Source organism: Acidovorax sp. LjRoot38, assembly GCF_964252975.1.
Classification (GTDB): Bacteria; Pseudomonadota; Gammaproteobacteria; order Burkholderiales; family Burkholderiaceae_C; genus Acidovorax; species Acidovorax facilis.
The window spans coordinates 37,251-62,083 of the sequence record NZ_CAXUPT020000008.1 but is presented as its reverse complement, the minus strand read 5'-3'; the positions used below and the strand labels follow the sequence as shown (position 1 = coordinate 62,083).

24 protein-coding genes are annotated in these 24,833 nt (G+C 65.5%); 7 read left to right on the top strand and 17 right to left on the bottom strand.

All coding sequences use genetic code 11. From position 1 onward, the window contains the following. Both ACSQ22_RS15895 and ACSQ22_RS15890 read left to right on the top strand, forming a co-directional pair. Positions 1-1,398: a sensor histidine kinase gene (locus tag ACSQ22_RS15895; protein WP_436130871.1), complete on the top strand. Its 1,398-nt coding sequence runs from the start codon at positions 1-3 to the stop codon at positions 1,396-1,398. A 47-nt stretch (positions 1,399-1,445) separates the two neighbouring features. Then, complete coding sequence (locus tag ACSQ22_RS15890; protein ID WP_436130870.1) at positions 1,446-2,483, top strand: Bug family tripartite tricarboxylate transporter substrate binding protein; 1,038 nt, start codon at positions 1,446-1,448, stop codon at positions 2,481-2,483. 50 nt (positions 2,484-2,533) lie between these two features. Here the strand turns inward: ACSQ22_RS15890 and ACSQ22_RS15885 are convergent, their stop codons facing one another. The 3 genes from ACSQ22_RS15885 to ACSQ22_RS15875 form a co-directional block, all read right to left on the bottom strand. Then, positions 2,534-2,746, bottom strand: a complete 213-nt coding sequence (locus ACSQ22_RS15885; protein WP_015014900.1) for a DUF2788 domain-containing protein — start codon at positions 2,744-2,746, stop codon at positions 2,534-2,536. Then, positions 2,743-3,597, bottom strand: coding sequence for a DUF2189 domain-containing protein (locus ACSQ22_RS15880; protein ID WP_431152489.1), 855 nt, complete (start codon positions 3,595-3,597; stop codon positions 2,743-2,745). Before ACSQ22_RS15880 ends, ACSQ22_RS15885 begins: the two co-directional genes overlap by 4 nt. A gap of 111 nt (positions 3,598-3,708) precedes the next feature. Further along, complete coding sequence (locus tag ACSQ22_RS15875) at positions 3,709-4,452, bottom strand: HAD-IA family hydrolase (RefSeq protein ID WP_121422651.1); 744 nt, start codon at positions 4,450-4,452, stop codon at positions 3,709-3,711. A gap of 59 nt (positions 4,453-4,511) precedes the next feature. On the opposite strand from ACSQ22_RS15875, the gene hemH reads away from it, so the two are divergent. Next, the gene (hemH, locus tag ACSQ22_RS15870; protein WP_121419588.1) at positions 4,512-5,627 is read left to right on the top strand and encodes a ferrochelatase; all 1,116 of its coding nucleotides are present in this window, start codon (positions 4,512-4,514) and stop codon (positions 5,625-5,627) included. Positions 5,628-5,753: 126 nt separating this feature from the next. Continuing rightward, the gene (locus ACSQ22_RS15865; RefSeq protein WP_436130869.1) at positions 5,754-8,246 is read left to right on the top strand and encodes a Lon protease family protein; all 2,493 of its coding nucleotides are present in this window, start codon (positions 5,754-5,756) and stop codon (positions 8,244-8,246) included. 448 nt (positions 8,247-8,694) lie between these two features. Here ACSQ22_RS15865 and ACSQ22_RS15860 read toward each other — a convergent pair whose 3' ends face one another. The 3 genes from ACSQ22_RS15860 to ACSQ22_RS15850 all read right to left on the bottom strand — a co-directional run bounded on the left by ACSQ22_RS15860 (position 8,695) and on the right by ACSQ22_RS15850 (position 12,335). Continuing rightward, positions 8,695-9,618 carry a hypothetical protein gene (locus ACSQ22_RS15860; protein ID WP_436130868.1) on the bottom strand — a complete coding sequence of 308 codons (924 nt, stop codon included), beginning with the start codon at positions 9,616-9,618 and terminating at the stop codon, positions 8,695-8,697. Further along, complete coding sequence (locus tag ACSQ22_RS15855; RefSeq protein WP_436130986.1) at positions 9,611-10,177, bottom strand: AAA family ATPase; 567 nt, start codon at positions 10,175-10,177, stop codon at positions 9,611-9,613. The genes ACSQ22_RS15860 and ACSQ22_RS15855 overlap by 8 nt, the downstream gene beginning before the upstream one ends. Before the next feature lie 1,270 nt (positions 10,178-11,447). After that, the gene (locus tag ACSQ22_RS15850) at positions 11,448-12,335 is read right to left on the bottom strand and encodes an alpha/beta fold hydrolase (protein WP_436130867.1); all 888 of its coding nucleotides are present in this window, start codon (positions 12,333-12,335) and stop codon (positions 11,448-11,450) included. A gap of 139 nt (positions 12,336-12,474) precedes the next feature. Here ACSQ22_RS15850 and ACSQ22_RS15845 point away from each other — a divergent pair, with 139 nt between their 5' ends. Beyond that, positions 12,475-12,897: a DUF1810 domain-containing protein gene (locus ACSQ22_RS15845; protein ID WP_176885452.1), complete on the top strand. Its 423-nt coding sequence runs from the start codon at positions 12,475-12,477 to the stop codon at positions 12,895-12,897. Positions 12,898-12,982: 85 nt separating this feature from the next. Here the strand turns inward: ACSQ22_RS15845 and ACSQ22_RS15840 are convergent, their stop codons facing one another. Beyond that, the gene (locus ACSQ22_RS15840; RefSeq protein ID WP_436130866.1) at positions 12,983-13,963 is read right to left on the bottom strand and encodes an AraC family transcriptional regulator; all 981 of its coding nucleotides are present in this window, start codon (positions 13,961-13,963) and stop codon (positions 12,983-12,985) included. Between the two features lie 144 nt (positions 13,964-14,107). Between ACSQ22_RS15840 and ACSQ22_RS15835 the strand changes: the two genes are divergently transcribed. After that, complete coding sequence (locus tag ACSQ22_RS15835) at positions 14,108-14,497, top strand: nuclear transport factor 2 family protein (RefSeq protein WP_436130865.1); 390 nt, start codon at positions 14,108-14,110, stop codon at positions 14,495-14,497. 131 nt (positions 14,498-14,628) lie between these two features. Here ACSQ22_RS15835 and ACSQ22_RS15830 read toward each other — a convergent pair whose 3' ends face one another. The 5 genes from ACSQ22_RS15830 to ACSQ22_RS15810 all read right to left on the bottom strand — a co-directional run bounded on the left by ACSQ22_RS15830 (position 14,629) and on the right by ACSQ22_RS15810 (position 18,870). Beyond that, positions 14,629-15,504 (bottom strand): alpha/beta fold hydrolase, encoded by an 876-nt coding sequence (locus ACSQ22_RS15830; RefSeq protein ID WP_436130864.1) that lies wholly within the window; start codon positions 15,502-15,504, stop codon positions 14,629-14,631. Positions 15,505-15,598: 94 nt separating this feature from the next. Further along, positions 15,599-17,119 (bottom strand): carotenoid oxygenase family protein, encoded by a 1,521-nt coding sequence (locus ACSQ22_RS15825; RefSeq protein ID WP_436130985.1) that lies wholly within the window; start codon positions 17,117-17,119, stop codon positions 15,599-15,601. A 24-nt stretch (positions 17,120-17,143) separates the two neighbouring features. Beyond that, positions 17,144-17,560, bottom strand: a complete 417-nt coding sequence (locus ACSQ22_RS15820) for a DUF2141 domain-containing protein (RefSeq protein WP_436130863.1) — start codon at positions 17,558-17,560, stop codon at positions 17,144-17,146. Positions 17,561-17,604: 44 nt separating this feature from the next. Continuing rightward, positions 17,605-18,054, bottom strand: a complete 450-nt coding sequence (locus ACSQ22_RS15815) for a hypothetical protein (RefSeq protein ID WP_436130862.1) — start codon at positions 18,052-18,054, stop codon at positions 17,605-17,607. Between the two features lie 120 nt (positions 18,055-18,174). Beyond that, positions 18,175-18,870 (bottom strand): class I SAM-dependent methyltransferase, encoded by a 696-nt coding sequence (locus ACSQ22_RS15810; protein WP_436130861.1) that lies wholly within the window; start codon positions 18,868-18,870, stop codon positions 18,175-18,177. Between the two features lie 121 nt (positions 18,871-18,991). Here ACSQ22_RS15810 and ACSQ22_RS15805 point away from each other — a divergent pair, with 121 nt between their 5' ends. Further along, positions 18,992-19,873, top strand: a complete 882-nt coding sequence (locus tag ACSQ22_RS15805; protein WP_436130860.1) for a LysR family transcriptional regulator — start codon at positions 18,992-18,994, stop codon at positions 19,871-19,873. Between the two features lie 28 nt (positions 19,874-19,901). Here the strand turns inward: ACSQ22_RS15805 and ACSQ22_RS15800 are convergent, their stop codons facing one another. From ACSQ22_RS15800 to ACSQ22_RS15780, 5 genes are read right to left on the bottom strand one after another with little or no spacing between them, the layout of a single operon-like run. After that, positions 19,902-20,993 carry a branched-chain amino acid ABC transporter permease gene (locus ACSQ22_RS15800; protein ID WP_436130859.1) on the bottom strand — a complete coding sequence of 364 codons (1,092 nt, stop codon included), beginning with the start codon at positions 20,991-20,993 and terminating at the stop codon, positions 19,902-19,904. Further along, on the bottom strand, positions 20,990-21,889 hold the full coding sequence (locus tag ACSQ22_RS15795; RefSeq protein ID WP_010460501.1) for a branched-chain amino acid ABC transporter permease: 900 nt from the start codon (positions 21,887-21,889) through the stop codon (positions 20,990-20,992). Before ACSQ22_RS15795 ends, ACSQ22_RS15800 begins: the two co-directional genes overlap by 4 nt. Then, entirely contained in the window at positions 21,886-22,689 is an 804-nt protein-coding gene (locus ACSQ22_RS15790; protein ID WP_436130858.1) for an ABC transporter ATP-binding protein, read from the bottom strand. Before ACSQ22_RS15790 ends, ACSQ22_RS15795 begins: the two co-directional genes overlap by 4 nt. Beyond that, entirely contained in the window at positions 22,686-23,459 is a 774-nt protein-coding gene (locus tag ACSQ22_RS15785; protein WP_436130857.1) for an ABC transporter ATP-binding protein, read from the bottom strand. The genes ACSQ22_RS15790 and ACSQ22_RS15785 overlap by 4 nt, the downstream gene beginning before the upstream one ends. A gap of 5 nt (positions 23,460-23,464) precedes the next feature. Further along, positions 23,465-24,808 (bottom strand): ABC transporter substrate-binding protein, encoded by a 1,344-nt coding sequence (locus ACSQ22_RS15780; RefSeq protein WP_436130856.1) that lies wholly within the window; start codon positions 24,806-24,808, stop codon positions 23,465-23,467. Between the last annotated feature and the right edge of the window lie 25 nt (positions 24,809-24,833).

Below are 24,833 nucleotides of genomic sequence, written 5' to 3'. Positions count from 1 at the left end.
ATGAGACTGATCGCGCGCCTGCGCCGCGCCAGCCTGTGGCGGCTATTGGCCCTGCTGCTGCTGCCGCTGCTGGCCGTGGTGACGGGGGTGGAGCTGTGGATGACGCGGCACGACGCGCTGGAGGCGGCCAACGCGGCCTACGACCGCTCGCTGCTCGGGGCGCTCAAATCCATTGACGCCAACATCTCCACCGCCTCGGGTGGCCTGTCGGCCGAGCTGCCGTACAGCATGCTCGAATTTTTTGAACTCACGGCCAGCGGCAATGTGTACTTCCGCGTGGCATCGTCCGACGGGCTGGTGGAGCTGGGCAACGCCGACCTGCCCCTTCCGCCCGGCCCGCTCACGCCCGGCGTGCCCCGCTTCTACGACGCCACTTACTTCGGCGAATCCGTGCGGCTGGCCGCCTACCGCCGCGCGGTGGAAGGCGCCGCGCCCGGAACCGATGCCAGCAGCGTGCTGGTGCAGGTGGCCGAAAGCACCCGCTCGCGGCAGGAGTTCACCCGCCGCTTTGTGCGCCGGGCCGCGCTGCGCGACACGCTGGTGCTGGCGCTCATGGTGCTGGGCACAGCCGCCACACTGGCCGTGGCGCTGCGGCCGCTGGCGCGCCTGGCGCGCGAGGTGCAGGCGCGCAGCCCCGACGACATGACCCCCATGGCCGACACCGACCTGCCCGCCGACATCCGCCCTCTGGTGGCTGCCGCCAACCAGCAGATGGCGCGCACGCAAGACCTGGTGGCCCAGCAGCGGCAGTTTCTGGACGATGCCTCGCACCAGCTGCGCACCCACCTCACCACGCTGCAGATGCAGATCGACTACGCCCGGCGTGAGGCCGACGCCGCCCAGGTGCAGCACACCCTGGAAGCCATCGGCGGCGAAGTCGCACGCGCCACGCGCAGCACCCAGCAGCTGCTGGCCCTGGGCCGCAGCGACACGGCCGCAGTAGAGCTGGCCCCGTTCGATCTGGCCGCGCTGCTGCGCGCCGTGGCGCTGGAGCTTCTGCCCCGCGCCCGCGCCCGGCAGATCGACTTTGGCATCCACACGCCCACGCCCGAGTTCATGGCCGTGGGCGACAGTGGCCTGCTGCGCGAGGCGCTCACCAACCTGGCCGCCAACGCCATTGCCTACACGCCCGAACACGGCACGGTCACCGTGTCCGCCGCAGGCGATGACCTGGGCTGGAGCCTCAGCGTGGAAGACAACGGCCCCGGCCTGCCCGCCAACGAACGCGATGCACTGGGCCAGCGCTACCGGCGTGGCTCGCAGGCGGCGGCAGGTGGCTCAGGCCTGGGGCTGGCAATCGCGCGCTCCATCGCCGAACGGCACCGGGGCGGCCTGCGGCTCGAAGAACGCGCGGGTGGGCCCGGCCTGCTGGCCATCCTGTGGTGGCCCCGGGGCTGAAAACCCCCATCCCGCAGCCCCCCAGATTCCGCCAGAATTCGCCCCGCATGCCGTCCGCACCACTCCCCCTCCCCACCCTGCCCCGCCGCCGCACCCTGCAGTGGCTGGCAGCACTGGCGGGCACTTCAGGCGCTGCGCACGGGCCTGCTGCGTGGGCGGCCGACGCATCGCTGGAGCCCGCCGAGTGCATCGCCCCCTCCCGCCCCGGCGGCGGGTTCGACCTGACCTGTGGCCTGGCCACCCAGGCGGTGCAGGTGGTGCGCCCCGCACGCCCACCGCTGCACACACGCTACCTGCCCGGCGGCATCGGCGCCGTTGCGTTTGACCAGGTCGCCACCGGACGGCTGGGCGGGCCGGGAACGCTGGTGGCGTTCTCCAGCGGCTCGCTGCTCAACATCGCGCAGGGCCGCTTCGGCCCCCATCCGGTGAGCGCCGTGCGCTGGATCGCCACGCTGGGCACCGACTATGGTGTGGTGGCCGTGCACCGCGATTCGCCGCACCAGCGCCTGCAAGACGTGGTGGCCGCGCTGCGCAAAGACCCGGCCCGCGTGGTGTTTGGCGCGGGCGGCACCCTGGGCAGCCAGGACTGGATGAAAGCCGCCCTGCTGACCCGCGCTGCCGGGCAGGACCCCAAGCGCATGCGCTTTGTGTCATTCGAAGGCGGCGGCGAGGCCCTGAAGGCCCTGCGCGGCGGCCACATCGACGTCTTTACCGGCGATGCCGCCGAGGCCCGGCAGGCCCTGGAAAAAGGCGCACCCCTGCGCTTTCTGGCCGTGCTGGCCCAGGCCCGCCTGCCCGGCGCACTGGCCGATCTGCCCACGGCGCGCGAGCAGGGCGTGGACCTGGTCTGGCCCACGGTGCGCGGCCTGTACATGGCCGCCACCGCCCCCGACGCCGCCGTGCGCGCCTGGGTGGCCGCGTTTGCCGATGCACTGGCCGCCCCCGGTTATGCAGCGCTGTGCAGCCAGTACGGCCTGTACCCGTTTGCGCGCACTGGCGCGGCGCTGGAGGCGTTTGTGCAACGCAGCCTGGCTGACTACCGGCAACTGGCGCAGGAGCTGGGCCTGCGGTCCTGGCCGCGCTGAGGCGGCTGCTGCAGAGCCCGTGCGGTGGTCTCAGAGGATCTCTGGCCCGCTCACTTCTCCAGCCACCACTGGATCACCACCTTGGCCAGGAACCCCAGAAACCCCACGCCCAGGCCAAGGAAGAGCACGAAGGTGCCAAATCGCCCGGCCTTCGATTCCCACGCCAGCTGGCCGATGATGAACAACATGTACGCGATGAACGCCCCCACGCCATAGGTGAGGAAGAAGCCCGAGATCTGCGCCTCGGTGAAGCCAAAAATCACGATGCCCCTCCAGGCGTACGCGCCGGTGCAGCGGGTGCAGCCAGGTCGCGCTCGGGCAGGCTGGATGCATCCACCAGGTCGCGGTAGGCGTGCCAGCTGGCGTGGCCCAGCATGGGCATTACGGCGATCAGGCCCAGCAACAGCGAGCCCAGGCCCAGCAAGGTAAAGCCCAGGATGATCGCCGCCCAGAACGCCATGGGCAGCGGGTTGACCACCACGGCCTGCCAGCTGGTGAGCACCGCCTGCAGCAGCGTGGCGCGGCGGTCCAGCAGCAGCGGCATGGCCACCACGCTGGACGCAAAAATCGGCGCGGCCATCAGGCTGCCCAGGGCCAGCCAGATTTCAAACAGCCAGCCATCGCGCGCCATGACCACGTGGCGCAGAAAGTCGAGCGGTGTCTCGATCGGCACCGGCGCCAGCAGCGTGATGAGCGCCGCCGAAGTCATGACCCAGCCCGAGGCCGCCAGCGCCAGCAGGGCGCCAAACTGCACCATGCACCAGTAGTCGTTGCCCCATTTGTTCACGTGGCTGTTCTGCCAGTTGAACCAGGTCTTCAGCACCACGCCCAGGTTGGCGGGCTCGCCACGCTCCAGCGCGCGGCTCAGCGCATACAGGCTGGTGGCCAGCACTGGCGCCACCACCAGAAAGCCCGACAGCGCCCCCGCCAGCAGCCAGAAGCGGTGGTGCGCTACGGCAAAGATGGCAGCCCCGAACAGCGTGAGCGCCAGCCCATGGGCAAAGCTGATCCAGCCCGCCCGCGCCATGTCGCGCCAGGCCAGCACCAGCCAGGCCATGGGTTGCATGAGGCCGATGGTGCGGATGGTGGGCAACGGGGGGGGAGTACGGGGCATGGTGGGAAGGGTCGCCGAGCGACGATGGAGTGTGACCTTATCGGGCAACGGCTTCAACCACCGCACGCCCAAACCTTGACCTGAGGCAAGAAACCGGGCCAGCGCAGCCGGTCAGGCGAGCAGCCTGCACAGCGCAGTGAGGCTGTCCACCGTGGCATGGGGCGGTGTGTCGTCGTGCGGCCAGGGGTGGTTGGCGCTGTTGATCCACACGGCCTGCATGCCCGCGTTCAGCGCGCCCTGCGCATCCAGCGTGGCATCGTCGCCCACGTGCAGCACCTCGTGGGGCAGCACATCGACGGCCGTGGCGGCAGCGTGAAAAATGCGCGCATCGGGCTTGGCCACGCCAAACTCCGATGCGCTGATGCTGTGGCGAAAGTAGTGGCCGATGCCGATGCGGTGCACGTCGGCATTGCCATTGGAGACGGCCACCACCGGGTAGCGTGCCGACAAGAAGGCCAGCGTGTCGTGTGCGTCGTCAAACAGCTCCACGCGCATGCGCTCGGCAAAGAACAGGTCAAACGCCGGTTCGGCCAGCGCGGGCTCGTCGCCCGCCTGGGTCAGCGCCAGGCGGATGGACTCGCGCCGCAGCGCGCTCAGGTCGTGCAGCAGGTCGGGTCGCAGCGCCACCATCTGGTTGCGGATGGCGCGCAGCGATTCGGTGCTGGAGAACAAGGTTGCCGTGGCGGGCGCATGGTGCGTGAGCCAGTCCAGCAGCACGCGTTCAGCCCGCGTGATGGTGGGCCAGATGGGCCAGAGCGTGTCATCCAGGTCGATGGAGATGGCGCGGATGCGGGAGGTGTCCAGCTGCAGCGCGGTGGGCTGGGCAGCGGGCAGTTCAGCGGGGGAATCGGGCATGGTCTGCAGAGAATACTCCACGGTCACCGAAGGGCCGGTCCGTTTGCCACAATCGGGGCATGCGCTCACCCTTCCACACCGAACCCCCTTACACCCACGGCCAGGCCGAACGCACTGGAGTGCTGCTGTGCAACCTCGGCACGCCCGACGAACCCACGGCCCCCGCCGTGCGCCGCTATCTGGCGCAGTTCCTGGGTGACCACCGCGTGGTGGAGATCCCCAAACTCGTGTGGCTACCCATCCTGCACGGCATCATCCTGCGCACGCGCCCGGCCAAGTCGGCTGCCAAGTACGCGAGCATCTGGACGCCCGAGGGCTCGCCCCTGGCGCACTGGACGGCCAAGCAGGCCACGCTGCTGCGCGGCTGGCTGGGCGAGGCGGGCCACGCGGTGCTGGTGCGCCATGCCATGCGCTATGGCAACCCGTCCATCGCCAGCCAGCTCGATGCGCTCAAGGCCGAGGGCGCCACGCGCATCCTCATCCTGCCGCTGTATCCGCAGTACTCGGCCACCACCACGGCCAGCGTGTTCGACGCCGTGTACACCTGGGCTGCCGCCACCCGCAACGTGCCCGAGCTGCGGTTTGTGAACCGGTACCACGACGCCCCCGGCTACATCGACGCGCTGGCCCGCACCATCGAATCGCACTGGAAGACCCACGGCCAACCCGACCAGCTGGTGATGAGCTTTCACGGCGTGCCCGAACGTACGCTGCACCTGGGCGACCCCTACCACTGCGAATCGCGCAAGACGGGCCGTCTGCTGGCCGAGCGCCTTGGCCTGCGCGAAGACCGCTACCGCATCACCTTCCAGTCGCGCTTTGGCAAGGCCAAGTGGCTGGAGCCCTACACCCAGCCCACCATCGAGGCGCTGGGCAAGGCGGGCACCCGCCGGGTGGATGTGGTGTGCCCCGGCTTCACCAGCGACTGCCTGGAGACGCTGGAAGAAATCAACATGGAAGTGCGCGAGGCGTTCCTGCACGCGGGCGGCCAGGAGTTTCACTACATACCCTGCCTGAACGACAACAGCCACTGGATCACGGCGCTGAGCCGCGTGGCGCAACAGCACCTGGCGGGCTGGCCCACCGAGGTGCCCACCGCTGCGGCGCTGGCCGATGCGCGCAGCCATGCGTTGGCCGGTGGGGCACCCAAAGGCGTGTGCCCCGTGGCGCACTGACTGCTGGTTACTACTATTTTTATAGCTGCTTGCGCTTATCCATCAAGCGCTAGCGGCCAATTTGACCCATATTCCGAAATGGCAGACACACTTTGGTGACCTGCCCCTCCCCCAACACCTGTACTGATGCCCGCTTCTGCCCTCGCCCCCCACCAGCTGCGGCTGACGATTGACCCCGCCACGCTGGGCTTTGCCAGCACGGCCGAGCTGCAAGACCTGCCCCTGCCCTGGATCGGCCAGGAGCGCGCGCAGGCCGCCGCGCAGTTTGGCCTGGGGCTGCACCAGCCCGACTACCACCTGTTCGTGCTGGGCGAAGTGGGCAGCGGGCGCGCATCGCTGCTGCGCCAGGCCATGCAGACTGCTGCGGCAGAACGCGCCGTGCCGCCCGACCTGTGCTACCTGCACAACTTCGACACGCCCGACCGCCCCCGCGCCCTGCGCCTGCCGGCGGGCCAGGGCCGCCAGCTGCGCCAAGGCATGGCCGACATGGCCAAGAACCTGCAGGCCGACATCCCCAAACGCCTGGCCGCCGCCGACTTCAAGGCCGAGGCGGAGCGCATCGAGAAAACTTGGCAGGCGCAAGAAGGCGAGGCCTTTGCCGTGCTGGACGCGTTTGCCGAGGCGCGCCAGTTCCGCCTGACCCGCGAGGGCGGGCAAATGGTGTTCACCCTCACCGGCCCCAAGGGCCAGGCGCTGACCGAAGCCGAAGCCCGCGCACTGCCGCGCGAGCGTCGCGCAGAGATCGACGCCGCTGAACACGAACTGCGCACCGAGATCGCCCGCTTTCTGGAAGCCGTCCGCCCGCTGGAGCGCACCCGCGACGAGGCCTTGGCCGCCCTGCGCCGCCAGACCATCAAGCCCCTGGTGGAACACGCCCTGCACGACATCCGCCAGGGCCTGCGCAAGCAGATCAAGGACACCGTCAAGCTCACCCACTGGCTCGACCAGGTGGAGCAGGCTGTGCTGGGCGACATCGACCTGTTCGAGCCCCTGGACGCCGAACGCGGTAGCGACCAAGGCACCGACGCCGAAGACGACCGCAAGGACGCACTCGACGACCTGCTGGCCCGCTGCCAGGTGAACCTGGTGGTAGACAACCACGGCCGCACCGCCGCGCCCGTGGTGGTGGAAGACAACCCCACCCAGCGCACGCTGTTTGGCAGCATCGAACATGGCTCGGACGCCGACACCGTGCAGGCCGACCACACCGGCATCCACGCGGGCAGCCTGCTCAAGGCGCACGGCGGCTTCATCCTGCTGCACCTGCACGACCTGGCCGCCGAAGAAGGCCTGTGGCAGCGCCTGCGCCGCTTTTTGCGCTGCGGCCGCCTGCAGATCGAGGATGCCAGCGGCGGCCCCGGCCACGCGCCGGGCGGCGCAGCGGCGCTGCAGCCCGAGCCGGTGGATGTGGACGTGAAGATCGTGCTGATCGGATCGGTGGACGAGTACTACGCACTGCAAGACGCCGACCCCGACGCCGCGCGCCGCTTCCGCGTGAAGGTGGACTTTTCAGACCACTTTGCCGCCACGCCCGCCACCCACCACGCCACCGCCATCCTGGTGGCGCAAGTCTGCAAAAAGCGCGGCCTGCCCCACTTCGGCCCCGACGCCGTGGCCCTGCTGCTGGAGCAAACCCACCGCGAGGCCGACGACCAGCGCCGCCAAAGCGCCCGCTTTGCGCACACCGAAGCGCTGGCCATTGAAAGCGCCTCGCTGTGCAAGGCGCGCGGCGGCCCCCTGGTGCAAGCCGCCGACGTGCAGGCCGCCCTGGCTGCCCGCACCCAGCGCCACAACCAGCCCGAAGAAGAGCTGCACGACTCCATCACCGAAGGCGAGCGCTTGATCTCGCTGGCAGGCTCCATCACCGGCCAGATCAACGCCATGACGCAGATCGACCTGGGCGACTACCGCTTCGGCTTTCCGGTGCGCATTACCGCGCGCACCTTTGCCGGGCAAGAGGGCCTGCTCAACATCGAGCGCGAGGTCGATATGTCCGGCCCCATCCACGACAAGGGCGTGCTCATCCTGCACAGCTACCTCACCGCGCTGTTCAGCCACGTGGCACCGCTGGCGCTCAATGCGTCCATCGTGTTCGAGCAGGAATACAGCGGCGTGGAAGGCGACTCGGCCTCGTGCGCCGAGCTGTACGCGCTGCTGTCCAGCCTGTCAGGCCTGCCCCTGCGCCAGGGCATTGCCGTGACCGGCGCCCTCAACCAACACGGCGAAGTGCTGCCCGTGGGCGGCATCAACGAAAAGATCGAAGGCTGGTTCCGCGCCTGCCAGACTGCGGGACTGGACGGCACACACGGCGTGCTGATCCCCGCACGCAACCAGCGCCACCTGATGCTGAACCGCAGCGTGCTGGACGCGGTGGAGCGCGGGCTGTTCCACGTCTACACCATGGGGCATGTGAGCGAAGGGATTGCGCTGCTGACGGGGGAGGCATCGGGGATGAGCCCGGCGGAGTTGCTGCAGGCGCAGGCGGATGAGCTGGCCGGTGGAGCGACCACAGTGGAGGACACGGTGATGCAGCGGGCGGAGTTGACGCTGCGGGCGTATCGGAGGGCTTGTCAGAGCGCGGGGGCTGCGCGGAGGGGGCGAGGGGTGCGGGGACGCTAGTTGGAACTGTGGCGCCCAAAATTGAATGCGTTGGGTTCCGGCGGCTTGGCTGCCTAACAGCGACTGCAGTTGGTCAGAGCGCTTACTAACTAAGTCGCCTTTACAAGAGTGCGGCCAGTCAACATCTTCGACGGTTGTACTTTTGCCCTGTGTATCGACAAGTGCGTGTTATCAGTAGTCAGCTACGAAGCAAGCAATCAACGCATTGAGGATGGGCGTGCGCCGGGATGAGGATTTGGTGCCTTACCTAAAAACTCGGAATACCCAAAAATTATATGGATCAAGCCATATTTAATAACCGTGTCAAATTCGAGATCGGCTCCATACAAAAATCCGCCCAACTTCAAGATAATCGACCAAAAAGTAGTGACCTGCCCCTGCAGACGTACCAACTAAAGATGGACTTCAGGCTCAATCTGCAGGACATGGCGGCAGGGCTATTGGCAACCTAACGAATGAGCCTGCCTTTAGGCATCTTTCTGTTTACAGGTTTTTTTTGCGGACACCTCGACATCTCGATCAAAAAATCTAATTTTGCCGCACTATTAATTACCGAGGAGTAAAAAATATACTCAATACTGTTAGCACTTTTGCATTCCATGTACACCCTACGCAATTCATCTTTTAAAAACCTCTCTATAGCTTCTCTATCATCCCTTAGCTCAGACTTTTCCTGTATCCTAGAAATCAATGAAGACCAATATGCTCGCACGGTAGCCGCGGCAGCATTCTGAACATTCATTTGATTTATATGAAAGCTAACTAGCCTTCTGACCTGCTTATCACGTACGATTGGAAATATTTCAATCTCCAATAACATCTCAGCCGGAAAAAATTCGATCTGCAGCACTTGCTCCGATAGGAAGCTATCAAAGTACGGGTGCAGTAATCTCTCCAACGATCCGCGCTTGGGTCGCCGTTTAGGTCGTTCCCCTTTCTTTTTTGAAGCACCAGGGAACCATTCTCCTTTTGCCCCGTTCATTTGGCAGTCAGTGCATGCAGGAACCAGATTTAAGCTGAACACAGCATATTGCGGAAAATGCTGTTTAGGCAAATAATGATCAGTGGTTATATTCTTTTGAAGACCACAGTACGGGCACGCGGTCAACCCCTGAAGTGTATTCAAACGATATTTAATGAATCTCGGCAGCTCATCTCCGGATTTGTATCTATCTCTCAATTTTTTTGCAGTGGCCTCTCCCAAGGTTTGCGCAAAAGCCCATTCATCAAACGGGTCTCTGCAAGCATTCCAATATTTCTTATACCCGAGCCTAAACGCTGGATGATGAACTGCGAGGCTTGAATCTTTTTTGCAAAACTCTCGCAACCTGCTGTAATCTCCCCAGCGGGGAATCCCGAGATAATTAGGCACCTTTGCCCTCCGCCAAAATTTCTGGAACTTCGTTTAGGCCTTCGGACCCCACGAGCCCCGCGAGCTCACCAATAAGTGAATCTGGAACACCGACTGACTCGCGCATTAGGTATGCCTGTAGCCGTGCACGGGTAAGCGAGGCCTCTCTCGAGTGCTCGAAGACGTATTCTGAAATGGCTGAGATACTTGCCCCCCGAGTCTGCAAGGTGGGGCGGGCGAAGGCGACGATTTCGGCATCACTGGGAATCAAGACTGTTACACAATCCCTGTTAAGTTCACGGATGACATATGGGGAATGTGTAGCCAGGACAGCAACAGACCGCGTCGCTATCAAGGCATCGTAAAGCGTCATCATCACCAATGAAATGAATTGTGGATGAAGATGCACTTCCGGCTCGTCGAATAGATAAACTGCATTATCACGAGCTTCATGAAACAGTTGAGCGAGAAAGCTCAATATCACTTTTTGGCCTGAACTGAGTTCGAATTTTCTCTGATTTTCGTCAAAGAAAGCTATTGGCCGAGATGCATCAAAATCGGTGGCTAGCTTTGCCCCCATCATTCCAAATGTGTCTTTTATCTGCGACCATGGAAAGTACTTGCCATCGGTCGTCGAAAAATGAAGCTGCTCGATCGGCACGTGCCCTCGGATTATTCCGACAAGTGCTGCCCAACTGAAGTCAGATTTATTTGCATTTCCGGTCCGCGCAAGATCAAAAAGTTTTTGCCCAACGGCAATCCATGCGGGGCCATAAACACCCAATGGCCGAATTTCCACGTTTTTCACTTTTTGAGCTTCCCATCGATCTAAGTCATGAGTAAATACCACCACGCGGGGACAGCCTTGCTTTTTAAGGATCTCATCAATCCATCTTGCATTGTCCGGATCCATCCCCTCTGGTCTCTCGCCTGAAAGGGTTGCCACCAAGTTCTTAAGTAATCTTGTCTTTCCAAGACCATTCCGGCCGATGATTCCGTGAATAGGATTTGGGCCAAGCAGATCTGGATTTAGCGGCAGCGTTAATAGCGAGCTTTCAGCGGAGATATTTTCAAAAAAATTCAATTCAAAAAGAGCTTCTGGCCTTTTCCGTCCAGACTCCTCTTCTACCAATATTTTCTCTAAGCCTATGAACGTTAAATAGGCCTCACTAGTGCGCAGGAAAGAAGTTTGCACCGCCTCAGACTTTATGATCGCCTCATAATCGCGTTCTCCGTGCCTCCACGTTCGCAGCGCCGAGATCTCAAACATCTTCAGCAGAATTTCGCGGAACTCGTCCAAGTGAGAAATGGTGAGAATTTCCTTGTAGTTCGCCTCCGATCCTAGGAACGTGGCAAAAGCAAAAGGGGCGTCCGGCGCGCTTAGCTCACGTTGGGAGGATAGCCCCAATAGATAAGCGCTACTATTTTTTTCGTTGCCAAAGAACGCTTTCACTCCCCTCCGTAGATGTACCTTTTTGTCGCCTTTTGTAATGACTAATTCGACCATTAAGCTGTAGCCAAAGTCGTTCCATGTATTTGGAGATGGCAGGATGTAGATATTTATATCAGTATCACTCGGAGCCTTTTGCGGCTGCTTAGCCGCAATGAATATTTTTATGTTCATAGATTTTCAATTTTCGTCGCACTCACGAAGGTCGAGTGGCAGCCAGTTAGAAACGGATGAGACCTGGGATTCCTATTGACAACTGCGGCTTATCGATATCGGGTGGGCGCGCGCTCTTCTGGGACACGAATTCGACGGATCGAATTCACGCTGCGGGTCGAATCAGTCATTCACCGAGCCCTCGCCCAAGGTCCGCAATCAGCCCACAACAGGCATCGAGCACCGACTACGCCACATCCACAAGCGCCCGCAGCCACCCCACCACATCCCCCATCACCTCATCCCGATTGGTCTCATTCAAGATCTCATGCCGCGCCGCCGGGTACAGCTTGACCGTCACATCGGCCACACCGGCATCCCGGTACCGCTGCCCCAGTTGCTCCAACAAGACACCACCTGCAGCCAGCGGGTCAGCGTCGCCGGATGCGATGAGGATGGGCAGGTCGCTGCGGATGCGCGCGAGTTGTGCGGGGTCGGCCAGCCGGGGCGCTGGCGCGAAAAGCGAGGGGATCACGTCGTCCGGCATGTCCCAGCCGCACCACGGGTCGGCCACGTAGGCATCCACCTCGGCAGCGTCGCGCGACAGCCATTCGTAGCCGGTGCGGTGCTCAAAGCCAGCGTTGAATGCCGCGAGCCCTGCGGGCGCATCGGAGGGGGCGTTGGCCATGCCAGCGGCGAAAAGATCGAGGGCGGTGGAGCCTGACAGAATGACGCCGGACCAGGTGGACGAGTGGTCCAGCATGGCTGCTTGCGCTGCGAACGAGCCCATGGAGTGGCCGAACAAAAAGAGTGGGAGCTGCTGCGGCCTATACTGCGCGCGCAGCAGTGCGCCGAACTGCGCCACGTCGGCAATGAGGCCGCCGAAACCAGCGCTGCCAAAGTCACCCAGCTTGCCACCGGCGGTGCGCCCGTGTCCGCGATGGTCCACGGCGTGGACGATGAAGCCTGCGGCGTTCAAGGCCCGCGCAAAGCGGTCGTAGCGCTCGCCATGCTCGGCAAGGCCGTGGGAGATTTGAACGACGCCCACAGGTTGACCCGGGGTTTGGGCCCAGGTGTAGGTGGTGACCTGGGTGCCGTCTGCGTTGGATTGGAAGGAGGAGGTGGTGGTGCTCATCGGTTCATTCTGGCATGGGGTCTGACTGCGTGTCACGCGCACGCGCCCCCTCCCCTGCACTGCCATCACCATTCAATTCTTGCCCTGCCACGGGTTCGCAGTCACCATCCACTGCAACCAGCCCACCACCCAATCCAGCATGCCGCTCCCCCCAGTTCTCGACCGTTTCCTCCAAGCCCAGGAGCCCGTTTGGCCCCGTGTGATCGCTGAGCTACGGGCGGGCAAAAAACGCACGCATTGGATGTGGTTTGTGTTTCCGCAGATACAGGGGCTGGGGCACAGCGACATGGCCCAGCGCTATGCCATTCAATCGATGGCCGAGGCGCAGGCTTACCTGGCGCACCCGGTGCTCGCAGGCCGTTTGCGTGAGTGCTGCCAGATCCTGCTGGACCTGGAGACGTCTTCTGCGCTGGATGTGTTGGGCTCGCCAGACGACCTCAAGCTGCGCTCCAGCATGACGCTGTTTGGCGAAGCTTCTGCGCCGGGCAGCGTGTTCGAGGCGGTGCTGCAAAAGTATTTCGGCGGGGCAAAAGACCCGCGCACGGTCCAACTGCTAGGGTAGCTTGCTGCTTGCTGCTTGCTGGCTGCGCAGCTGCGGTCACCGTGTGTCTCGGGCAGGGCATGCCCCGGCACGGCGGCCGGGCCGTTCAGGCTGTGGGCCGTGGGGGAATCGGGTGCGAAGCCGTTGCCTGCAGGCGCCCCGCCATCCCCTGCTGATGGGCCGTCTGCCTGCAGCGAAATTCGGTCGGGGTGCACCCGGCCTCGCGCTTGAAGAACTTGGCGAAGTTCGCAAGGTCGCTGTAGCCCAGGTTTTCGGCAACGCGCGCCACCGGCCAGGTGGTGTGGGCCAGCAAGCGCTTGGCCTCCAGAACGATGCGGGCGGAAATGAAGGCCTTGGGCGTGACCCCGGCTGCTTCCAGCGACGCGCGCACCAGGCTTTTCTCGGAGCAACCCAGCTGCTGCGCGTACCGGGGCAGCTGGTGCCAGGCGGCAAAGTGCTTCTCCACCAGCAACTCGAATGCCTTGAATCTCTGCAGCGCGCGCCCCGGCGGTGCGGGCTGCGCGGACTGCTGCTCATGCGCCATGCGCAGCCGCGTCAGCAAGGCATAGAGCTGGTAGCGCAACAGGGCATGGGCATGCAGCGATGCGGCGTGGGTCTGCGTGTCTTGGTGCATCTGCGCAATGGCGTGGGCAATCACCGGCGCGCTGTCGCTGCCCAGCGCCCACGCGGCGGGCAGGCCGTCCAGCCCGTCGAGAGGGGTCTGCGCCTGCGCGGCGGGGGCCGCTGCCCACAGAAACTCGGGGCGGAACAGCACCATCCAGCCATCCCAGTCCTGGGTGTCTCCAAAACTGTGGGCTTTGCCAGGCCGCAGGACCAGCACCGAGCCCGGGCCGCAGCGCACGTGCTCGAAGTCCACCAGGTGGAGGCAGGTTCCCTGCGTCACAAAGATCAGGGTCGGAAAGGCGTAGCGGTAGGTGGACGCCAGCGCCTCGCCGCCCACCCGTTGCCGCAGGTCCGACACCCGGAATATCTCCAGGTCGAGCGGGTACAGCCCCTCGGGCTGGTAGCTCAGGTGCTGGATGTCGGGGTGGCGGGCTGCGGCGGGTTTGTGGTGGCGTGGGGTCATGGGTCAGCAACGGCGGGGTGCAGAGGTTTGTCCTGAAGTGACAGTGAACCGCGCCATTTTCACCGCCTGCGGGGGCTTTGATTGTCCAACAATAACCTCACAGCGCCACAAGGGGCGTTGCCCCAAAACCACCAAGGAATCCCCATGCACGCCATTGAAATCGCCAAAACCTACATCCAAGCCGCACAAACCGGCGACCAGGCCACCCTCGGCCGCGTCATCTCGCCCGACGTGGTTTGGCACCAGCCGGGCCACAACCAGTTCTCAGGCACGCACCGTGGCATGGCCGCCGTGGGCCAGATGCTCGGCCAGATGATGGCCGTGTCGAAAGGAACGTTTGCGATCACCCGGGCCGACCACTACATGGCCAACGGAGATTGGGTGGCCGTGAGCATCGAGTTTGCTGGCGAGCGCGACGGCCTCACGCTCCAGCAGGCGGGTGTGGATCTGCTGCACATCGTGGATGGAAAGATCGTCGAGGTTCGCCTGTTCTCCAGCGACTCGGCACAGGAAGACGCGTTCTGGGGCCAGTGACGGCCCACGGCCTGCCCTTGCCTGTGCGCCCTAGCCACCGGCTTGGGGCAAGCAACGCGGGTTTTTTGAGTCAAAAAGGGGCTTACCGCCCGTCTGTATTCATTGTTAGCTATCCAATTTATAGCGATCAATTACCCACCAGATTGCACGCCCTGTGTGCACGCACCCGGCAACCCGCCTGCCGCAGGCGCGCATCCCGGCGCAGTAACGCGGGGCGCGCGGGCGGCCTGCACCGCATCGCGAATCGCCTGCACCACCGCCTCGGGCTTCTCCAGGGGGATGCCGTGCCCGCTGTCCACCCACACCTGGGTGGAGCCTGGATAGAGATGCGCGATGTCAGCGCGTTTTCGGTGCACATCGTCGGCCAGTGCAGGGGAAGCCCCCGGGGTGCGCAGCGCGCTGAGCACAAACACGGGCACAGCGGGGTCCACCGGCAGGCTGGCAACGAGTTGCCCGGTGGCATCCAGCGCTGCCAGCTCCTGCTTGACCACGTCAGAGGTGCTCAGGCGGAAGGCCACTTTCAGCCATGTCGGCCACAGGTCTGGGTTGCCAGCCCCTCGCATCTGGTCGGGGTGGGTGGAGTCCACCAGCACCAGCGCCGCCACCTCGCCGGGGTATTGGCGCGCAAAGAGCTGCATGTACAAGCCGCCCAGCGAATGGCCCACCAGCACGTAGGGTGGCGGCAGCTTGCGTGCCTGGAGCAGCGCCCGCAGTTCCTCCACCACATGGGCGCCGTCGCGGGGGCCTGGCGATGCCTCGCTGTGGCCGTAGCCTGCGCGGTTATAAGCCAGCGCGGCGGTCTCCTGCACGGTGTCTGGCCAGACCTTGGCCCACCAATCGAGGCTTGCCCCCAGCCCGTTCTCGAACACCACCACCGGTGCGCCCTGCCCGGCCAGGGCATGTTCCACCGTGCGGCCGCCCGCCGTGTCGGTGACCACGCCCGGCACGGTGGCACAGCCCGCCAGACACACGGACAACCACAAGCCCACCCACCGCCATCTTTTCATTTCGCCTTGACCATTTTGTTGAGTGAAGCCACCGCGCTTGCGGGTGCAAACCAGGGCCTTTGAAAACCTGCCGGGGGCGCGCCAAGGCTGCGCATCAGGCCGCCACAAACACGCCGTGCAGCCCCAGCGGCAGCGCATACGGCAGCGTGGCCTGCGCCACGGGGCCGTCGGCCAGCGCGTCGGCGGCAAAACACGACAGCAGGGTTTGCTTGCGGGCGTAGTCCAGCGCGGTGCCCACCACCCAGCCGGGGCCGCGCGCGTCGGGCACCCAGACATGTTCTTCCACGATGGTGTGGGGGCCGTAGCGGTAGCGCTGCGACACGCCGGTCTCTACGTTGGTGGAGGCAATGGCGCCCCACAGCGGCAGGCCGCCCTGGGTGCCGGTGGCATGGACGACCTGGCGGTGCCGCTGCCCCACCCGCCGGGGGTCGATGCGCGGAAACTCCGCCTCCACGCCCAGGCTGGCCTGGGTGGCTTTGCCGGTGCGCAAGTCCAGGCGGGCCACCGTCAGCACCGGGCCTGCCGAGCCCGCCAGCCGGGCGCGCATTACCTCGCGCGTGTCGGTGAGGACGCCGGATGCGTCGGCGGCGCGCGCGTAGTCGAGATGAATCACCGTGCCGCTGGCGGTGTGCTCCTCCCAGGCGTTGCCCAGGTGGAACAGGAAGCCCGCAGGCAGGTGGAACATCTGCTGCCGCTTCCAGTCCTGCTTGTTGACCACCAGCACACGCATGCCCAGCTCGGGGCGCCATTGGTGCGCGTCCAGCATGCTCGCCCCGGCCAGGCGGCGCTGCGCGTCGTACACCAGCGGAGGCAGCAGAAAGACGAGGTGCCCGGCCGTGACCGCAAAGTCATGCACCATGGGCATGTGGCTGAGCGGGAACGCATCGGCGCGGCGCAGCGCCCCTGCAGGCGTGACTTCGTACAGCAGCAACAGGCCGTGGTGGGAGTCCACGCCAAAGTTCCAGATCGTTCCATCGGGCTCCACCCGAGGGTGGGCCGAGAAGGGCACGCCTGCCAGGTCTGCGCGCCAGGTCTTGAGGCCCCGGGTCTCCAGCGTGCGGGGGTCCAGGCGCGTGGCCGAGCCGCCCTCCCATAGCGCCAGCACATCGTCGCCCACAGGCAGCATGCTGATGTTGGCGGTGTTCATGCTGTCGGGCGAGCTGGGTGGCTCGCGGCCCGGGAACACGGTGCCAAAGCCTTCGGTCAGCCTGCGGCCCGCCTGGACTTCGGCCAGCCGCTTGGCGGTGGCCACATAGCGGCCCTGGTGGTGCACCGTGTTGCCGCCGATCACAAAACGGTGGGCCATCCCGTCGCCGTCAAACCAGTGCTGATAACGCTCTCCGCCCAGGTCGTGGCCCGCCGGGCCCACGCGGTACAACGTGCCTGCCACGGCATCCGGGAAGCGCCCGCGCACCGAGGCTGCTGTCAGAGGAATGTCTGCCGCCGCAGTGGCAAACGCCGGCTTCCACGGCGCCTGGGACGCCTCGAACTGGGTGTGCCAGTTGGCGGAAGACGCATGCGCGTGCGCCGCGCGGGGCACCTGGGATGCCAGGGACGCAAGCAAGGGGCCGCCGCCAGCGGCCATGAGCCGCAGCACCAGATCACGGCGATGGATGGACATGAGGACGCCTCCAGGGGGTCAGCGCAGGCGGATGGTGATGCTGTGGTCGGCATCCAGCGGCACGGCCGCCGCGTCGAAACCGGGCGGGCCCATGCGGCCCCGGGCGTCATTGGAGAAGCCATACCGCTCTGTGGGCAGACCCAGCAGGTTGGTGTCCAGCTTGGCGTTGCCGTTTTCGTCGGCAAACGACTTGACCACGTAGCGCCCGGCGGGCAAGCCACTGAACACCAGTTGCGCGGCACCGTCGCGCAGTTCGATCTTTTGCGAGACCACCGCCTGGTTGCTGGCAAATGCATCGGCCGAGTCAAACACGGCGAGGTAGAGCGTTGCTGGCGCAGCGGGGCCGTCGGTCACAGAGACCCGCAGGTCTGCCGCGCTGGCCGCCAGGGGCAGCCAGGCCGCAACCATCAACAGGGTGGTGTGGATCCCCTTCATGGCGTTCTGCGTGCGGAGCTGCGTGGAAGGTGGGAGCGCAAACATCAGCACCGCCCGGCCGCTTTCAGCAAGGCGTTGCACTCGGGGCTGGCATTGCGGCCACGGGCGGCAGGCGCCGGGGCTGCTGCCGGCGCTGCGGCTGCAGGGCTGCTGCTACCGCTTTTGCTGCCCACCATGGCTGTGCAGATGGCGTCGGAATGGGGTGTTTGCCCAAAGCTCATGGCCTTCTGAAAGCCTGTGGCGCCGTACACGTAACACCGGTAGGTGGCGCCGTCGCGGGTGTTGACGGTGTAGTTGACCCGGCCACCGGTTTCCTCCTGGCGATCGGTGATGGTGAACTGGTCGGCAGTCCGCCCGATGGCTTGCGCCGTACGCTGCTCCAGGCCCGACTGGTCGAGGGTGGAAGCGCAACCGGCGAAGAGCGCCAGGGTCAGCGCCCCCGCAGACCAGCGAACAAAGCGGGTGCGGTGCGATGAATGGGAAGAAACAGACATGACAGGCTCCTTGGGATCAATGGGGAATGAACAAAACGGCTCGGCAAAAACCAGCAGGCAAAACAACTCCCTGCGCCCCCAAAAGGGCCGCATGCGTTGCGGTGAAAGGAGGAGGAAAGATCAGCCCGGTTTGCGGGCCACGACAAAGGCGCGGATGTCCTTGCCCCGCGTGCCATGCCGCTCGGCGCAGACGATCTGCAGGCCCTGCTGCACCATGGCCGACTGCAGCCGCTGTTCGCCAAAACACAGCACGGGCGGGGCCTTGCCAATGGCGCGCATCAGCGGCACGGCCAGGTAGGGAATCAGCGGGTTCATCTCGGCAAGGCAAGCCGTCTTGGAGATCAGCAACCCACCCGGCCGCAGCACCTGCACCACCTGCTTCAGCGCACTGTCGAGATCGCTCGCTAGGTGCAGCACGTTGAAGGCCAGCACCGCGTCATACGCCCCGTGCCCAAAGGCCTCTGCCTCGGCGTCGGCCACGGCAAAACGCAGCTGTGGCGAGGGCTGCGCGGCCAGCCGCTGCTGGGCAATGGCAATCATCTGGGGCGAGACATCGGTGGCCAGCAAGCTGCGGGTGAAAGGTGCCAGGCGCAGCGCCGTGCTGCCCGTGCCGCAGCCAATCTCCAGCACGTCCTGCTGGGTGGACAGCAGGCCCTGCACACGCTGCAGTGTGGCCTCATACCCCGCCAGGTCGGCAATGGGGTCGGCTGCGTACTTGGGCGCGATGCGGTCCCAAAACCGCGCTTGGGATGCCGCAGCCGAACGGACCGCAGAGGGAGAAGCGCTGGAGGCGGGAGCAATGGCGGGCAAAGACATGGATACGGTTCGGGGGAAGTGCTGACGCGGTGGAATGCAGGAAGGAGCAACACCCGGATGCTATCCATGCATTGAAGCGCAGGAAACTGCGGTAAATTGCAGTGAACATATACGTTTACGCATGGATAACCTCGACTGGAATCAGCTAAAAGCCTTTCTGCAAACGGCCCAGACCGGCTCACTGTCTGCCGCCGCGCGCAAGCTGGGCCTGACCCAGCCCACCCTGAGCCGGCAGGTGGCCGCCATTGAGCAGCAGATGGGGGTGACCCTGTTCGAGCGCGTGGGCAAGGCCATGGTGCTCACGCCCACCGGGCTGGACCTGCTGGAACACGCCCGCGCCATGGGCGCTGCCGCCGAGGCCCTGGGCCTGGCTGCCAGCGGACGGTCGCAAGCGGTAGGGGGCGTGGTGTCGGTGTCGGCCACCGACGCCGTGGCCGCCTACCTGCTGCCGCCCATCGTGCAGCGCCTGCGCGCGCAGGAGCCAGGCATTGCCGTCGAGGTGATCTCGTCCAACGCGCTGAGCGACCTGCTGCGCCGGGAGGCCGACATTGCCATCCGCCACGTCAAGCCCGAGCAGCCCGACCTGATCGCTCGCCTGATCCGTGAGGCACAGGCCTACTTCTACGCCTCAGAGGACTGGGTCCAGGCCCACGGCCATCCACGCAACGCACAGGAGGCCGCACGCTTGCCCTTTGTGGGCTCAGACCGCAATGGCCAATACCTGGCGTACCTGCGCCTGCACGGGCTGAACCTGAGCGAGGACAACTTCAGCTGCTATTCCGATCACACCGTGGCCCACTGGGCGCTGGTGTGCCAGGGCATGGGAATCGGCGCCATGATGACCGAGATCGCGCGCAAGACGCCGGGCATGGTCCGGGTGCTGGACGACCTGCCGCCAGTGCGCTTTCCCATCTGGCTGGTGTCCCACCGCGAGCTGCGCACCTCGCGGCGGATTCGGGTGGTGTTTGAGGCGCTGGCGGCGGGGTTGCTGGATGAGAACTGAGCGCGACACCGGCCAAGGCCGGTAGCGCCTATGGGTGTCCCTCACTCGCGCCCGCCCCTGCTGCGGCCTGCCCTGCATCGCCCCTGTGCGGCGCCCGCGAGCGCACCCGGTACCCCGCAGACAGCAGGTGCACATCCCAGCGCTGCTGCACCGTCCCCCATATGCCCTTGGGCAAAAACAGCGCAAACAGCATGGCAATGGCGCCCAGGCCGATGAGGTAGAGCACGCCCTGCCCGCCCCACGCAGTCTCCACCGCAAAGAAAAGCAGCGCGCCGAGGATGGGGCCTTCCATGGTGCCTATCCCCCCCACCAGCACCATGAAGATCATGTAGGCCGTCCACTGCACGCTGAAATAGGTCTTGGGCTGAAAGCTGATGGACGTGGCGAGCCACAGGCCGCCCGCCAGGGCGCAGCCAAACGCCGACAGCACAAACACCAGCCGCTTGATGGCGACCACGCGCACGCCGAGCGAGATGGCTGCCACCTCGTTGTCACGAATCGCCTGCGCGGCCGTGCCCACCTTGCTGCGTAAAAGCAGAAAGACCACCCAGCACAGCCCCGCCATGGCAGCCAGCGCGGCCCAGTAGGTATACGCGCGCCGGTCGTCGGCCGCGTATTGCTGCAGCGCGATCATCGAGGTGCCCGTCTCTCCCTGCACCAGGCTGTCCAGGTTCACACACAGGTGCGCAAGCGCCGCTACCACCCACATGCCGATCGCAAATTCGCCGCCCTGCAGGCGCAGCATGAAAGCCGCCAGCGGCACCGCCACCAAGGCCACCAGCACAGCGCCCACCAGCAGCGCCGGGTACGGGCCCAGGCCCGCATCGGCCAGCCGCACCATGGCGTAGGCCCCGAGGCCAAAGAACGCCTGGTGACCAATCGACACCAGTCCGGCGTAGCCCGCCAAAGCGTTCCACATCACGGCCAGGATCACGTAGATGAACAACGTAGTGAGCCGGTCCACCGTGCCCGCCTGCAGCCACAGCGGCCCCAGGCAAAGCACGGCCAGCAGCAGCACGGTGGCGCTGGCGAAGGCGATGGACGCGCGCGTCCAGCGCTGGATGACCCATGGGGATGGACCCGTGGGTGCGGAGGGAACAGAGATCGTTGGAACAGTCATGGCACGGCCCTGCGGCGGGAAGAGAAGAACCTGCGCAGCGCACCGCTCGCGTAGAGCCGGGCCAGCAGGATGACAAGAAAGGTGGCGTGCCCTGCGATCAGAAAACCCTGGGGATGCACCTGCGCCCCCAGGTTCTGCGCCACGCCCAGCACCACGCCGCCCAGCAAGGTGCCCCACAGCGATCCCGCGCCGCCGATGATGACGGCCTCAAACGCAAAGATCAGCTGCTGCGGGCCCGAGAACGGATCGAACGTGGCGCGCAGGGCCAGCGACGCCCCGGCCAGCGTGACGGTGACCATGGTGATGGCCGAGGCCGCCGCAAACACCGTGCCGGTGCGCACGCCCACCAGGCGCGCGGTGTCGGCGTCTTCCGACGCTGCGCGGATCTGCCGCCCCAGCGCCGTGTGCGCCAGCATGGCGTGCAACCCGCCCAGCAGCAGCACCGCCAGCACCAGCACCAGCGTGGGCAGCTGCCCCACATACAGGCCGCCGGGCAGCTCCCAGCTGTCGTAGGCCAACGTGCCGATGGAGGTAGCCAGCGAACGCGTGTCGGCACCAAAGTGCTGGAACAGCACGTTGTCGATCACGCTGGCCAGGCCAAACGTGGCCAGCAGGGGCACCAGCGCGCCCAGGCGCGCGCTGCGCTCCAGCACCAGCTTGTGCAGCAGCCAGCCCAGCAGTGCCATGGCAGGCACCACCGCCAGCAGGGCCAGCAGCGGATGCCAGCCCATCGGTTCGGCCAGCACCCACAGCAGGTAGGCCGCCACCACCGTCAGGCTGCCGTGGGCCAGGTTGATGATGCGCATCACCCCGAACATGAACGACAGGCCGCAGGCGAGCAAGGCGTAGTAGCCGCCGAGCAATAGGCCCTGGACGATCTGATTGAGAAGGTTCATGCGGCCTCCTTGTGGGCGGGGTGGACGTGGCTCGCGTGGTTGGCAGCTTCGCCGTCGGCACTGCCCGTGGTGTGGCTGACGGGCGCAGGTTCGGGCCGCTGCGCGCCAAAGTAAAACGCGGTGATCTGCGCACGGGTGAGCTGGTCGGCGGGCGCATCGGCTACCACGCTGCCTTCGAGCATGCAGACAATGCGACTGGCGACGGCCTGCACGCGCTGCAAATCCTGCTCGACCAGCAGAAGCGTAGTGCCCTGCCCCACCACGCCACGCAGCGCGTCGTACACGCCCTGCACGGCCAGGGGCGACAGGCCCAGCGAGACCTCGTCGAGCAGCAACACGCGCGGGTTGGTCATGAGCGCGCGGCCAATGGCCACGGCCTGCTGCTGCCCGCCCGAGAGCTCGCCCGCGCGGGCGTTCAGCTTCGGCGCAAGCTGCGGGAAAGCGTCCAGCACGGTGTCAAAACTCCACTGCCCGCGTCGCCCCGCCGCGCGGGCCACCAGCAGGTTTTCGCGCACCGTCATGCCGGCAAACAGGCGTCGCCCCTCGGGCACCAGGGCCAGGCCTTCGGCCACACGCTCCTGGGCAGGCATGCGGGTGATCTCCACCCCGTCCCACCGCACGGTGCCGCTGCTGGCGCGGTGTGCACCGGCCAACGTGCGCAGCAGCGTGGTCTTGCCCGCACCATTGGCGCCCACCAGGGCCAGGATGTCGCCCTGGCGCACCTGCAGCGACACATTGCGCACGGCAGGCAGCTGCCCGTGGTGGGCGTTCAGTGTCTCAATGCTCAACAACACGCTCATGCCGCCACCCCGCCCAGATAGGCCTCGACCACGGTCGCATCGTTCAACACGGCCTGCGGATCACCGTTCGCAATGATCCGTCCGCCGTCCATGCACACCAGGCGCGTGGCGACCTGCAGCAGCACGTGCACCAGGTGCTCGATCCAGACGATGGCAATGCCGCGGGCCTGTATGGTGCGCACCATGGCTACCAGCTCGCTGGCCTCGGCATCGGTCAGCCCGCCGCCGATCTCGTCGAGCAGCAGCACCTTGGGGCCGGTGGCCAGCGCGCGCACCAGCTCCAGCCGCTTGCGGCCGAGCAGGCCCAGCGTCTCTGCACGGCGATTGGCCAGCGCCTCCATGCCACACAGGCGCAGGCACTCCATGGCCCGGTCACCCGCGTCGCTGGCATGCAGGCCCGCGCCATGCGTGGCGCCGGTGAGCACGTTTTCAAACACCGTCATGCCCAGGAACGGTCGAGGCACCTGATGGGTGCGCGCAATGCCCGCGCGGCAGCGATCTGCCGCACTGCGGGCGCTCACATCCACCCCCTGGAACCAGACGGTGCCCTGGCTCGGCGCAAACGCCCCGGACAACACGTTCAGCAGCGTGGTCTTGCCCGCACCGTTGGGCCCGACGATGCCGACGGCCTCGTCGGTGCCTACCGAAAAATCGAGCTGGTCCAGCACTTTGAGCGCACCAAATCGCATGTCGATGCCCTGCGCCTGCAGCAGCAACGGCTGCTGCGGCCCGCCCGCTGACGGGATCCAAAGGGGTTGTGGATGTCGCATGGAGATCAGCTGTAGGACTTGAGCGCCGCCGCCACGGGGATGTTGCGGTCGGTGGCGTTCTCGGTGACCACGATGTCGAGCTTGAACTTGCTGCCCGCTGCGGGTTTGACCCACTGCGCGCCCACCACCGGTGTCACCGACACATTGGGCACAGGCCCCTTGGCAAAGTCCACCGGGCCTTGCATGGTGGTGGCCTTGAGGGTGCTGATGGCCTTGGCCAGCGCCGCCTTGTCGCGCGGGTTGGTGCTGGCTTTGAGCGCCTCGGTGCCTGCATCGAACAGCGACATGGTGGAGCCCAGCATCTGTGTCCACTGCTTGCCGGTGCTGGCCTCATACGCATCGGCCAGCTGCACGCCCGTCAGGCCGGTCAGCGCTGACGCGTAGGGAAAGCTCTTGTGCCAGAAGCACCCTGCGCCCAGGTTCAGCGCCAGCGGGCCCAGGGCCTCCACCTGCGAGGGCACGAGGCCCGTCTTGGCGATCTGCGCGATCTTGACCATGCGCGTGTAGCCCTGCTGCGCCGCCTGCCGCCAGAAGGTGGCGAAGTCTGGCGGAATGGGGAAGGTGTTGAAGATCTCGCAGCGCTCGGCCTTGAACTTGGCGATCTGTGCAGAGTAGTCGGTGGTGCCGTTCTCATACGGCCCTGCGTCCACCACGGTGAAGCCCGCTTTGGCCAGCTCAGGCGCCAGCGTGGCGCGAATCGCGTTGCCATCGGCATCGTTGGGGTACAGCACGCCGATCTTCTTGTTGGTCGGCAACGCCGCGAACTGCGACGTGTACGACGTGGTGAAGCTGCCGCCGCCAAACGAGAAGTGGTACGTCCATTTGAAGGGCGAAGGCGCACCGGGCTTGGCACCCCGGCCGAAGTACCAGGCCTCCCACGGCATCACCGTAGACAGGCAGGGCACGCCCGCCGCCTCGCACGCATCCGACACCGGGTTCACCGTTTCGGGTGTGGTGGTGGTGAGCATCAGGTCGATCTTGTCGCTGTTGATCAAGGCCTTGGCCAGCTGGCTCGCGCGGGCCGGGTCGGACTGCGTGTCGCGGTCCAGGATCTCCACCGCGTACTTCACGCCGCCAATGGTCAGGCCCGCCGCCAGCGTCTTGCGCACCTGGGCCAGGATGAAGGTGTCGGTCTCGCCCAGCGCGCCCAGCGGGCCGGTGCGGGGGCTGATGAAGCCGACCTTGAGCACGGGCGCGGCGCCTGCGGCCTGGGCCCACAGCGGGCTTGCACCCAGCGCCAGGCCACCAGCGCCTGCAGCGGTGATCAGCCCACGGCGCGAGATGGTGGGGGATGCGGCCTGCGCAGCGTCTGCGGCGGGCACCGTGGATTCAGGGGTGTTGGTTGTCATGGTGAAGTTCTCCAGCGATCGGTTG

Coding starts and splice junctions, on each gene's coding strand:
- ACSQ22_RS15895 (WP_436130871.1), top strand. CDS start 1: ATGAGACTGATCGCGCGCCTGCGCCGCGCCAGCCTGTGGCGGCTATTG.
- ACSQ22_RS15890 (WP_436130870.1), top strand. CDS start 1,446: ATGCCGTCCGCACCACTCCCCCTCCCCACCCTGCCCCGCCGCCGCACC.
- ACSQ22_RS15880 (WP_431152489.1), bottom strand. CDS start 3,597: ATGCCCCGTACTCCCCCCCCGTTGCCCACCATCCGCACCATCGGCCTC.
- ACSQ22_RS15875 (WP_121422651.1), bottom strand. CDS start 4,452: ATGCCCGATTCCCCCGCTGAACTGCCCGCTGCCCAGCCCACCGCGCTG.
- hemH (WP_121419588.1), top strand. CDS start 4,512: ATGCGCTCACCCTTCCACACCGAACCCCCTTACACCCACGGCCAGGCC.
- ACSQ22_RS15865 (WP_436130869.1), top strand. CDS start 5,754: ATGCCCGCTTCTGCCCTCGCCCCCCACCAGCTGCGGCTGACGATTGAC.
- ACSQ22_RS15855 (WP_436130986.1), bottom strand. CDS start 10,177: ATGGGGGCAAAGCTAGCCACCGATTTTGATGCATCTCGGCCAATAGCT.
- ACSQ22_RS15850 (WP_436130867.1), bottom strand. CDS start 12,335: ATGAGCACCACCACCTCCTCCTTCCAATCCAACGCAGACGGCACCCAG.
- ACSQ22_RS15845 (WP_176885452.1), top strand. CDS start 12,475: ATGCCGCTCCCCCCAGTTCTCGACCGTTTCCTCCAAGCCCAGGAGCCC.
- ACSQ22_RS15840 (WP_436130866.1), bottom strand. CDS start 13,963: ATGACCCCACGCCACCACAAACCCGCCGCAGCCCGCCACCCCGACATC.
- ACSQ22_RS15835 (WP_436130865.1), top strand. CDS start 14,108: ATGCACGCCATTGAAATCGCCAAAACCTACATCCAAGCCGCACAAACC.
- ACSQ22_RS15830 (WP_436130864.1), bottom strand. CDS start 15,504: ATGAAAAGATGGCGGTGGGTGGGCTTGTGGTTGTCCGTGTGTCTGGCG.
- ACSQ22_RS15820 (WP_436130863.1), bottom strand. CDS start 17,560: ATGAAGGGGATCCACACCACCCTGTTGATGGTTGCGGCCTGGCTGCCC.
- ACSQ22_RS15815 (WP_436130862.1), bottom strand. CDS start 18,054: ATGTCTGTTTCTTCCCATTCATCGCACCGCACCCGCTTTGTTCGCTGG.
- ACSQ22_RS15810 (WP_436130861.1), bottom strand. CDS start 18,870: ATGTCTTTGCCCGCCATTGCTCCCGCCTCCAGCGCTTCTCCCTCTGCG.
- ACSQ22_RS15805 (WP_436130860.1), top strand. CDS start 18,992: ATGGATAACCTCGACTGGAATCAGCTAAAAGCCTTTCTGCAAACGGCC.
- ACSQ22_RS15800 (WP_436130859.1), bottom strand. CDS start 20,993: ATGACTGTTCCAACGATCTCTGTTCCCTCCGCACCCACGGGTCCATCC.
- ACSQ22_RS15795 (WP_010460501.1), bottom strand. CDS start 21,889: ATGAACCTTCTCAATCAGATCGTCCAGGGCCTATTGCTCGGCGGCTAC.
- ACSQ22_RS15790 (WP_436130858.1), bottom strand. CDS start 22,689: ATGAGCGTGTTGTTGAGCATTGAGACACTGAACGCCCACCACGGGCAG.
- ACSQ22_RS15785 (WP_436130857.1), bottom strand. CDS start 23,459: ATGCGACATCCACAACCCCTTTGGATCCCGTCAGCGGGCGGGCCGCAG.
- ACSQ22_RS15780 (WP_436130856.1), bottom strand. CDS start 24,808: ATGACAACCAACACCCCTGAATCCACGGTGCCCGCCGCAGACGCTGCG.